Below are 10378 nucleotides of genomic sequence, written 5' to 3'. Positions count from 1 at the left end.
TACCTTCATCTTTAGCTCCTTTTAAAAAAAGATAGTGCAAAATTTCAGAATCAATGGTAATATTGTATTGAGCCATTTCTCATCCCTCCAGTTAGTTTTGGTTTTTACATTTTAATTCTAACCAGAGGGGTGGGGGTGGCTCAACCCCTTTTTACACAATTATATGGACTTAACTTATGTTTTTTTGGGCATATCTGAATCATTCAACTATTTAGTTATTTAGTTTAGTTATATTGTATATGGTTAGATAGATATTAGGAGGAATGATTTATGGCTAGGATCGCTTTGATTTCGTGTACTAGTGCTAAAAAAGCATATAAATGCCCAGCAAGAGAACTTTATTCAGAAAGCCCACGTTTTCGGTTGGCATATGCTTTTGCAAAGCTTGTTGCCGATAAGATATTTGTTCTTTCTGCGAAGTATGGTCTGGTGTCAGGAAATATGATGCTTGAGCCTTATGACGAAACCTTGAATGATAAAAGTGTAGGAGAACAGCAAGCATGGGGAGAAAAGGTCATAAAAGAGTTGGGGAAAGTTTCTGATTTAGAACACGATGAGTTTATCATTTTGGCAGGAGAGAATTACTATAAAATTTTGCTGCCTAATCTAAACTATTTCTGGATTCCACTCAAAGGTAAAAAACTGGGAGAATGGATACCGGAACTGGAGAGGCTGATTGCACTTGAAGAAGAACAGGATAAAGCAGTAGCTATTCATATGCTTTTTAACAGTTTGCCTCGATTAGATTGGACAATGATAGATCAGATTCCCTACTCAAATGGTATATATGTAATGTTTGAAAAAGGTGAAAGCTATAAGGGTATGGATAGGATAGTTCGAGTAGGTACCCACCGGGGGCGGGGACGTCTGAAGACAAGGTTAAGAGACCATTTTTTAAAGGAAGATGCAGATGGCAGTATTTTGCGTAAAAACATTGGGCGCGCTTTTTTAAATGCTGCCAGGGATCCATATTTAAAAGTGTGGGAAATTGATATGCATATTTCTGAAAACGTAAGAAAATATGGGCATTTAGTAAATAAACACTTTGAGACTGAACTTGAGAGAAAAATCACCGGGTATCTAAGGGAGAATGTAACTTTTATTACTTTCCCGGTTGAAGATGAGGCTGAACGGTTGCGATTGGAAGAGGGTATTATAGCAACGCTTAACAGAAGCTCAGACTTTAGGCCTAGCAATAGTTGGCTAGGGTTAAGCAGCCCGGTGACGGAGATTGCACAAAGCGGCCTTTGGAACAGACAGGGTTTGGATGGTAAACCGTTATCGGATGAGGAATTGGAACGGGTCAAGTGGCTTATCAGGTTTGGAAACAACAGGTACAGGGATAATGCAGATTATAAGAAAAAATTACAGAGGATGGCAGATAGTGTCAAGCAAGAAGAGTTTGTTGATTTGGTACATACTTCTGCTAATGAATTTGCTGGTTCAGCAGAACGTATAACAACTGAAGATATAAGACAGTATATAGAGAAACTGTTGCAGGAAGCAAAAAGAAAAGGCTATGATTATATTGAGTTGGTTTCGGGTGATATACACAAACAGCTAGGGTTAAAAGATAGAATGCCCCAAGTATGCTCAGCTATGTATCAAAAGATGATGCCAGGCGATAAAGTACTACATACAACGCCGAGCGGCAAAAGTTCGACCATAAAAATCCGGTACTACCTAGAGAATAGGTAAATAGATTTATACGATTAATTAAGGTAAACTGGGAGTTTGATGTGCTATGAAAAGGGATAGGGACCATTTCAGGGGTTGCCTGCTGGGCGGAGCAATTGGCGACGCTTTGGGGTGGCCTGTAGAGTTTCTGGGTACAAGTGAAATAAAGAGAAAATACGGTGAAAATGGCATTACCGACCTTGTTATCGGCACAAACGGCAAAGCCGAAATCACCGATGATACTCAGATGAGCTTGTTTACCGCTGAAGGCATACTTCGAGCAGAGGCTATGCGGAGGGTGAAGGGGACCTGTAGTGCTACAACAGCGGTATATCATGCTTATTTAAGGTGGCTGCATACACAGGGATATCCGAAGATGGAAGACTATGATGGTATATATGATGGCTGGCTGATTGGAATAAGAGAGCTTCATTCAAATAGAGGGCCTGGTAACACATGCTTATCTGCTTTGTCAAGCGGCAAGCGGGGCACTATTGATAAGCCCATCAATAATAGCAAAGGATGTGGTGGAGTGATGCGAGCTGCACCGGCAGGATTGTTTTATCCAAAGGATAAAGCTTTTGAAATGGCATTAGCGTTTGCTGTCCTCACCCACGGCCATCCATCTGGCTATTTATCTGCTGGTGCTCTGGCGTATATGATTGCGTCGATTATCGAAGGGGAGGATATTGGAGAAGCGGTTAGAGGTGCTATTGAGAAATTGAAAGGATATAAGGGCAATGAGGAATGTATCCAAAGTTTGAACAAGGCTCTCCATCTGTCAAAGAGCGATACATCCGATATTGATGCGATTGTAAAGCTTGGTGAAGGCTGGGTTGGCGAGGAGGCTTTGGGGATAGCAACATATTGTGCCTTAAAGTATAGGGATGATTTCAAGAAAGCATTGATTGCTGCAGTAAACCACGATGGAGACAGCGATAGTACCGGTGCCATAACCGGCAATATACTGGGAGCATATCTGGGATTGAGCCGTATTCCTGCCGAGTGGATCGAGAAGGTCGAGTTGAAAGATGTTATATTGCAAATAGCGGATGACTTGCTGGACGGGTACAGGGATGACGAGGATTGGAGCAGGCGGTATTGTGTAGGGTATTAGAATAGCTTAAAAAAATACAGTCTGGAAATAATTGTTGTTTGATTTTAATAACTGGTTTATGTTTGTCACATGGGGAAGTTGGCGCTTTGCAGAGTAGGAGGAGTAAAGCTTATGACAGATTGTGTGAAATGCCCAAAATGCGGTTCCACAGATTGCGGGGAAATTATATATGGCTTGCCGACCTATGAGCTTTTCAAGAGGGCTGAAGCCGGAGAGGTAAAACTGGGTGGCTGCGTCATCATGGAAGATAGCCCGGATTATTTTTGCAGAAATTGCGGGCATGAGTGGAAAAAGGATTGGTTACCTATGACAATTAACTTTGATAAAATTTTTCATAGTGGAGACCCAGTAAGAGATAAATTTCTCTCACGCCTTTTCGGTATATTTGGTGAAGAACTTGTTAGATACTGGTGTAGTTGCCCTCAAGCACCTTATGAAGATCTGGGACGGCCTACCGTGTACGCTCCCGGCGAAATGCGAGGACATACTCTCGATTTCACTCTTTGCCATCGAAAAACAGGCAAGATTTTTGTGGCCGAGGTGAAGTGCGAGCTGGAATTTCAAAATTACAGATATTTACGCCTCACTGATGCATGGCAGCTTGAACATCATCGAAATACAGCTTTTTTGAAATTTTTGCACTTAACAAGATATCCTGAATCATATAAGGTTAAGGTAAGGGGTCACGAAGTTCATGCGGATGGAGCCGTGCTAATCTGGGGTTCAATAACTCCTGAAGGACGACGAGCAGTTGTTGAAAAATACGGTTTTGCTGATGTGCTTTCGGTGGAGATGATGGCAAATGACCTGCGCATGTGGAACCCAGCAGGGTGGAGCGAAAAGATAACCCAGCTCAGACAATGGAGTAACGAGCTTTTCGATAGCTTTTTGTAGGAGGTTTCGATATGGCATATTTCCTAATTTCTGTCTCTAATAAAACGAATTTGGATTTATGTATAAAATATGCACTGGCAGGTTTTACGAATAGCATCAATGGCTTGTGGACTTTTATGGAAATTCAGGAAGGCGATTTTGTGTCATTTTTGTATGGTGCAAAAGTTTATAATCTATATAAGGTTAGAAAAAAGGAGGCTTTGAAGAACGCCCATGAACTTCCTCCATGGCCGCCAATTACTTTTAGCTCCGGAAAGACGTATTATTTTCCTTTTCGGCTTTACTTGGAGCCGATTCGTCAATTTGTTGAATCGATGGTTAAACCGGAATTTGCGTATGTAGCAGAAAACCTGCTGTTGAGAGGCGGTTATCGTAAGACACATTTTCAAGCTGATCAGACTACTTTGCAATCAGTATCTCAAATGGGTCAAATTTATACCAAACCGCTTGATCAATTGATGATAGATGGTTACGAAACATTTATTCCTGCCATCGTATGGGATAAAAAGCTTCAAATGGCACCGGAGATTTTCTATTTTCAAGAAATTATTCTTCAGTCTTTGATAAGACAGCATTTATCAGAGAATGAAAATCTCCAAGCTTTGTTTGAGGGTTTCGAGTTAACTGGTTTCCGTGCAGAGGATTTTGAAGTTCTCGGTGAAAAAGCTTTAGCTGAAGGGCATGTTGACATTCTTATAAAGAATCGTGTGCCTGTGGGTTATTCTAAGAAAATCATTTTGGAAGTGAAGACCGGCGATGCGAAAGAAAAGGATATTGAACAATTGGAAAGTTATATTAAGGAAATGGGAGAAGAATGTGTTGCTGGGGCGTTGATAGCCAGGAAATTTTCAAAAAAAGTCAAACATCAATGTGAGCGTAAGGGGATAAAACCTGTTGTATACGCTTTTGAACAGACTGATAGATCTTCTAAGTATTATATAGAAGACCTAAAACAAAAACTTCAACTTTTTGTGCTTTAACTAAAAAGGACAAATTTCATGTAATTTACTGGTAATATTTTTGAATTTGAAGGCTGGCCTAAATGCCGATTTTTTGCTAATATAAAAATAAAAACCCAGTAGAAAGAAGTGATATAGCGGCATGGGGAATATTAAATTTCCGGCTTTAAATTTTCCTGTTGGGTTGTGGGCCCTGCGGATTATACAGGGTGCACTGGTAGGGAGCAGTGCTATATTACCGGGTATTAGCGGTGGCGTTCTGTGCGTAGCTTTCGGTATATACCAGCCCATGATCGCATTGCTTTCGCATCCTATACGATCTTTGATTATGTATTATAGATTGTTCATACCCATTATGATAGGATGGGCCATAGGTTTTTTTGGGCTTGCAAGGGCTGTAGAGGTGTTGTTCAATACGTCTTCCGCATTGGCGGCTTCTCTGTTTGTGGGCCTGATTGGCGGAATGTTTCCTTCGCTGTTTCGTGAGGCGGAAAAAAAGAGCACGGGTGCCGTCTCGTGGTCGTATTTTGTGATAAGCTTGATCACCTTTTATGCGTTTTTGCTGTCTCTGAAAGCGGAAAAACCCATTGAAATTACGCCCAATGCAGGATGGTATTTTCTGTGCGGCGTAATATGGGGATTGAGCATAATAATACCCGGCTTGAGTTCATCCTCCATACTCATATTCCTGGGGCTTTATCAGCCGATGGCAGCCGGGATCGCTGATATGAAAATGGATGTTATTTTGCCTCTGCTTGTGGGTATTGCGTTGTCGGCTGTGCTTTTAGCCCGGTTTGTCCATTTTCTGCTGGAGAGATACCGAGAGTTTATTACCCATATCATTCTGGGCATCGTTGTGGCTTCGACGCTTTTGATCATTCCCGCTAATTTTTCGAGCACAGGGCAGCTTGTATTGAGCGCCATATGTTTTTTGATCGGTTACGCAATCTCAATGGGAATGGAAAAGCTGGGCACCATAGCTAACAGAAAAGCGGATGGGACATTGTTTAAGGCCAAACCTAAAAAGGTGAAGATACGGAAGGCCAATTATTAGCTTCAATCAGATGTTTCATCAAAACCTGGCGCTTGAATTTCTGCGTTTTATGGATTAAAATGTTGTGATAAAGCGAGCAGTTAAGCGAGCAATTACTAGGAATGAATAAATAAAAAACTTAAATTGGAGGAATCGAAGTGGCAAACATTTATGATGTCTTAAAAGAGAGAGGGTATATTGCGCAGGTTACCCACGAGGAAGAGATAAGGGAGCTGCTGGGCCGAGAACCCGTTACATTTTACATAGGCTTTGATCCAACGGCTGACAGCCTGCACGTGGGACATTTTATCCAAATCATGGTAATGACGCACATGCAGCGGGCCGGCCACAGGCCTATTGCCCTTATCGGTGGCGGTACTGCCATGGTAGGTGACCCCAGCGGCCGTACCGATATGCGCGAGATGATGAGCGCAGAGACCATTGCAAAGAATGCCGAGGCTTTTAAAAAGCAGCTCTCCAGATTTTTGGATTTTTCTGAAGGCAAAGCTATTATGGTTAACAATGCCGACTGGTTGCTTAACCTTAACTATATACAGTTTTTGAGGGAGATAGGCGTGCATTTTTCGGTAAACCGCATGTTGACTGCTGAGTGCTTTAAAGCCCGATTAGAGCGCGGTTTGTCCTTCCTGGAATTCAATTACATGCTGATGCAGAGCTATGACTTCCTTGAGCTTTACAGGAGGTATGGCTGCCGTCTTCAAATGGGCGGAGATGACCAGTGGTCCAACATCTTGGCGGGAGTTGACCTCATCCGCAGGGTGGAAGGAGCGGAGGCATACGGCATCACCTTTACTCTGCTTACCACCAGCGATGGGCAGAAGATGGGCAAGACCAGGGCAGGGGCTATTTGGCTTGACCCCAATAAGACCAGCCCGTACGATTTCTATCAATACTGGAGGAATATAGCCGATGCGGATGTTAAGAAGTGCCTTGCGCTTCTCACCTTCTTGCCCATGGAAGAGGTAAACCGCCTGGCAAGCCTTCCAGGTGAGAGGATAAACGAGGCCAAAAAGGTACTGGCGTATGAGGTTACAAAAAACGTACACGGCGAAGAGGAAGCGCGAAAGGCGCAGATGGCAGCCGAGGCTCTCTTTGGTAGCGGCGGGGATTTGGATGCCGTGCCAACAACTGAGATAACGATGGAGGAGTACAGGAGAAATTCCAATGTGATCGATTTGTTGTACAGCATAGGGTTTATCCCGTCAAAAGGTGAAGGTCGGCGCCTGATTGCGCAGGGCGGGCTCTATATAAACGGCGAAAGGGTGGACAGCATCGAACGCCAGCTGACCGAACAGGACCTGCGAGATGGCAGCTTGCTGGTACGCAAGGGCAAAAAGGCGTATCACAGGATAGTGGTGAAATAGGGTTGTTTTGTGCTAAGCAAAGTTACGTTGAGGAATAGTCATTAATCGTAAAAGCAGAAAACCGCTCCTTAAGAGAGCGGTTTTTATTTTGACCAGGTACAAACGCTATGTAGAAGCAATTATGTCAAAACTATTGGGGGAACCACACTACCAGATAAGCTTTTGCGTCCTGGTCTGTTAAATTCTCTATGATATGTTCCCTGTCGGCCTTGTATCTTCCCGTGTCCCCTTCGTTTAATATAACTGAACTTTCACCTGCGGTAACCTTGAATTTTCCGGTGATGACGGTTAAAAATTCTTCGGCGTTGGGAAAATGGGGCTTTGAATGGAGTTTGCCCCTGGGTTTAAAAGTCATATCATAGAGTTCAAGGTTGTCTATCATGTGTACGGGTGAATTTACGCGTATAAGGCAGGAACGATCCTCTGAATAGAAGATAGGTGCATCATCCCTTCTCAGCACTTCTATCTGTGAAACAGACTGGGTCTTTAACAGGTATTCAACGGGTATATTTAAAGCATTGGCGATTTTCCACAATGTAACCACTGTGGGGTTGGTCTTTTCCTGTTCAATTTGAGAAAGCATGGATTTGGATACCCCTGACTTCTTGGCCAGTTCATCCATGCTCATCCCTTTTTGCTTTCTGTAATTGGCAATGTTTTTCCCAATGGCCGGTGGTTGCCTTTTGTCCATTGTAAACTCCCTACCTTATAAACAAAATAGTTTGATCATTTTGTTGATCAAAACGAACCTGGCGTCAGTGCAGTTGAAAAAGAAGCTGTTGCATACTTTAAAATTAAAAGTTAAGTGCTGCTTTGTCAAGCAACATTTAAACGAGTGAATTTTTTGCAGCTAAATCATTTTTGTTTTCGGTTTATAGCGGCAATTGTATTATAGACCTGTCTGCCACAGAGGTCAACTATTGAAATTTAAGAATTTTTTGGATTGACAGCGCATAGTTTATTTAATATAATAAACTCAAAGTTCTATATATTAAACAAGCTTTGTAAATGTAACTGCTAACTATTTCTATAATCTCTGTGGGGGGAGGAATTGAGATGTCCACAATGAATGTTGTAAAAAAGCAAGGGCCCGGCCGGGGGATAGAGATCACCACTGATGCCATTCCTGAACCTGCTCCCGATGAGGTGCTTATTAAGGTAAACATTGCTGGAATTTGTGGTACTGATTTGCATATTTACAGGTGGGATGCCTGGGCTGAGAGCAGAGTTAAACCTCCCCTCATTATAGGTCATGAGTTCATTGGGACGATATATGCGCTGGGCAAAAATGTAAAGCACTTACAGATAGGGCAAAGGGTATCAGCTGAAGGGCATATAACGTGTGGTCATTGTAAGTATTGCAGAAATGGTCAGGGGCATATTTGCAAGGATGTGAAGATACTCGGTGTTGACAGAAATGGCTGTTTTGCTGAGTTCGTATGCGTTCCTGCCGAGAACGTCTGGCCGGTACATCCTGATATTCCCGATTTTTATGGTGCTTTATTTGATCCGCTGGGAAACGCTATGCACACTGTCATGGCTCAGCCGGTAAGCATGAAGAACGTTCTCATAACTGGCGCAGGTTCCATAGGGCTTTTCGCTATTCCCATCGCTAAAGAAAGTGGGGCTAAAAAGGTTATAGTGGTGGAGCCAAACCCTTTTAAAAGGGAGATTGCCCTTAAGGTAGGCGCTGATCATGTCTTGGATTTTTATGACTCAGATATCAGGCGAAAGATTCTGGATTACACTGATGAACTGGGGCCGGATGTTTTTCTTGAAATGAGCGGGAATGGCCAATCATTAAGGTTGGGCTTGGAGCTTTTAAGCAATGGTGGAGAGGTCAGCTTGCTTGGCATTCCGCCCCGTGAAGTGGAACTCAATCTGGCCGAACAGATAATATTCAAGGGGATCACCATACGTGGTATTACAGGACGAAGGATGTTTGAAACCTGGTATCAATGCGAGAGCTTTCTTTTGAAAAATGGCAAGGTGATAGATCCCATTATTACCCATGTGCTGGATCTTGAGGATGTAGAGAAGGGGTTTATGGAGATGGAGGCAAATAAAGCAATAAAAGTTTTGCTCAAGGTTTCAAAATAAAAGGGAGGTGTTTTTTATGAGCAGCCGGCTTTATGAGAGAATTAAAACTCAGCTTGATTCATTGAGGAAAGAGGGGACATACAAGGAGTATCAGTATCTTGTATCATCAGTAGGCGGCAGAAGTACCATTGAAAAATATGGCGATGTTGTTATGCTGTGTTCAAACAATTACCTGGGGTTGGCGGATCATTCTCAGCTTATTGAGAAAGGGATCGAAGCGCTCAAGAAGTACGGGGCAGGAGCGGCCAGCGTCAGATTTATTTGCGGAACATACGATATACACCGGTCTTTGGAAAATAAGGTGGCAGAATTTCTTCATACTGAGGCAGCGTTAACGTATACCTCTTGCTGGAGTGCCAATACGGCCGTTATTCCGGCTCTGTTGAATGAGGGAGATGCTGTGATATCTGACGAATTAAACCATGCCAGCATTATAGATGGGTGCAGGCTGGTCTCAAAAGGTGTACAACGTTTGGTGTACCGCCATGCGGATTTGAATTCACTTGAAGAAAAGCTAAAAGAAGTCACTTCAGGGGGCGGTGTGGCACTTATTGTTACTGATGGGGTTTTTTCTATGGAAGGGGATATTGCACCTCTGCCTGGCATTGTAGAGCTGGCAAGGAAATACGATGCTGTTGTTATGGTGGATGATTCCCATGCAACAGGCGTTATAGGTGATACTGGTCGTGGTACTGCGGAATATTACAATATGCTTGGTCAAGTTGATATTATAACCGGCACGTTTGGCAAGGCTCTGGGAGGAGCAGGAGGAGGCTTTGTTGCAGGACGAAAAGAAGTTATCAATTTATGCATACAACGGTCAAGGCCCCATTTATTTTCCAATTCATTGCCACCTGTGCTGGCTGCTATTGCTCTTGCAGCCCTAGAATATTTAGAAGAGCATCCTGAGAAGGTGCGTTCACTGCGCCAAAAAGTGAAGTATTTTAGGGAGCAACTGAAGAAAGCCGGCATCGCAGCGCTTGAGGGTGACAGCGCCATCATTCCAATTATGATCTATGACACAGCAAAAGCTATGAGGATTGCTGCCAGGATGCTGGAAGAAGGGGTATATGTAGTGGGATTTGGATATCCAGTGGTTCCTGAAGGTCAGGCCAGAATAAGGATTCAGGTGTCTGATGCCTTGACCTATGATGATATTGATTATTCTATTGAGGTGTTGAAAAGAGTTTTAAATGAACAAAAATAAAGTCGG

Annotated in this window: 9 protein-coding genes; 8 read left to right on the top strand and 1 reads right to left on the bottom strand. The window is 43.0% G+C overall.

Going from position 1 to position 10378, the window contains the following annotated elements; all coding sequences use genetic code 11:
* The first annotated feature begins 270 nt into the window (after nucleotides 1-270).
* From BM241_RS05810 to tyrS, 6 genes are all read left to right on the top strand, one after another.
* Nucleotides 271-1698 carry a DUF6884 domain-containing protein gene (locus BM241_RS05810; RefSeq protein WP_177206104.1) on the top strand — a complete coding sequence of 476 codons (1428 nt, stop codon included), beginning with the start codon at nucleotides 271-273 and terminating at the stop codon, nucleotides 1696-1698.
* A gap of 46 nt (nucleotides 1699-1744) precedes the next feature.
* Entirely contained in the window at nucleotides 1745-2794 is a 1050-nt protein-coding gene (locus BM241_RS05805; protein ID WP_092282257.1) for an ADP-ribosylglycohydrolase family protein, read from the top strand.
* Nucleotides 2795-2905: 111 nt separating this feature from the next.
* Complete coding sequence (locus BM241_RS12415) at nucleotides 2906-3688, top strand: hypothetical protein (RefSeq protein ID WP_177206103.1); 783 nt, start codon at nucleotides 2906-2908, stop codon at nucleotides 3686-3688.
* Nucleotides 3689-3699: 11 nt separating this feature from the next.
* Nucleotides 3700-4668 (top strand): PDDEXK family nuclease, encoded by a 969-nt coding sequence (locus BM241_RS05795; protein WP_177206102.1) that lies wholly within the window; start codon nucleotides 3700-3702, stop codon nucleotides 4666-4668.
* A 121-nt stretch (nucleotides 4669-4789) separates the two neighbouring features.
* Entirely contained in the window at nucleotides 4790-5701 is a 912-nt protein-coding gene (locus BM241_RS05790; RefSeq protein ID WP_025747996.1) for a DUF368 domain-containing protein, read from the top strand.
* A 137-nt stretch (nucleotides 5702-5838) separates the two neighbouring features.
* A complete protein-coding gene (gene tyrS, locus BM241_RS05785) occupies nucleotides 5839-7065 on the top strand; it encodes a tyrosine--tRNA ligase (RefSeq protein WP_025747995.1) in 1227 nt (408 codons plus the stop codon).
* Nucleotides 7066-7195: 130 nt separating this feature from the next.
* Here the strand turns inward: tyrS and BM241_RS05780 are convergent, their stop codons facing one another.
* A complete protein-coding gene (locus tag BM241_RS05780) occupies nucleotides 7196-7756 on the bottom strand; it encodes a helix-turn-helix domain-containing protein (protein ID WP_025747994.1) in 561 nt (186 codons plus the stop codon).
* Between the two features lie 365 nt (nucleotides 7757-8121).
* Here BM241_RS05780 and tdh point away from each other — a divergent pair, with 365 nt between their 5' ends.
* Nucleotides 8122-9165: an L-threonine 3-dehydrogenase gene (tdh, locus tag BM241_RS05775; protein ID WP_025747993.1), complete on the top strand. Its 1044-nt coding sequence runs from the start codon at nucleotides 8122-8124 to the stop codon at nucleotides 9163-9165.
* Between the two features lie 16 nt (nucleotides 9166-9181).
* Nucleotides 9182-10372, top strand: a complete 1191-nt coding sequence (locus BM241_RS05770; RefSeq protein ID WP_092282256.1) for a glycine C-acetyltransferase — start codon at nucleotides 9182-9184, stop codon at nucleotides 10370-10372.
* Nucleotides 10373-10378 lie beyond the last annotated feature (6 nt).

This window comes from Caldicoprobacter faecalis, assembly GCF_900115765.1.
Taxonomy (GTDB): Bacteria; Bacillota; Clostridia; order Caldicoprobacterales; family Caldicoprobacteraceae; genus Caldicoprobacter; species Caldicoprobacter oshimai.
Note: the sequence above shows the minus strand (reverse complement) of the source record. Positions and strands in the feature narration are given on the sequence as shown.

Coding starts and splice junctions, on each gene's coding strand:
- BM241_RS05810 (WP_177206104.1), top strand. CDS start 271: ATGGCTAGGATCGCTTTGATTTCGTGTACTAGTGCTAAAAAAGCATAT.
- BM241_RS05805 (WP_092282257.1), top strand. CDS start 1,745: ATGAAAAGGGATAGGGACCATTTCAGGGGTTGCCTGCTGGGCGGAGCA.
- BM241_RS12415 (WP_177206103.1), top strand. CDS start 2,906: ATGACAGATTGTGTGAAATGCCCAAAATGCGGTTCCACAGATTGCGGG.
- BM241_RS05795 (WP_177206102.1), top strand. CDS start 3,700: ATGGCATATTTCCTAATTTCTGTCTCTAATAAAACGAATTTGGATTTA.
- BM241_RS05790 (WP_025747996.1), top strand. CDS start 4,790: ATGGGGAATATTAAATTTCCGGCTTTAAATTTTCCTGTTGGGTTGTGG.
- BM241_RS05780 (WP_025747994.1), bottom strand. CDS start 7,756: ATGGACAAAAGGCAACCACCGGCCATTGGGAAAAACATTGCCAATTAC.
- tdh (WP_025747993.1), top strand. CDS start 8,122: ATGTCCACAATGAATGTTGTAAAAAAGCAAGGGCCCGGCCGGGGGATA.
- BM241_RS05770 (WP_092282256.1), top strand. CDS start 9,182: ATGAGCAGCCGGCTTTATGAGAGAATTAAAACTCAGCTTGATTCATTG.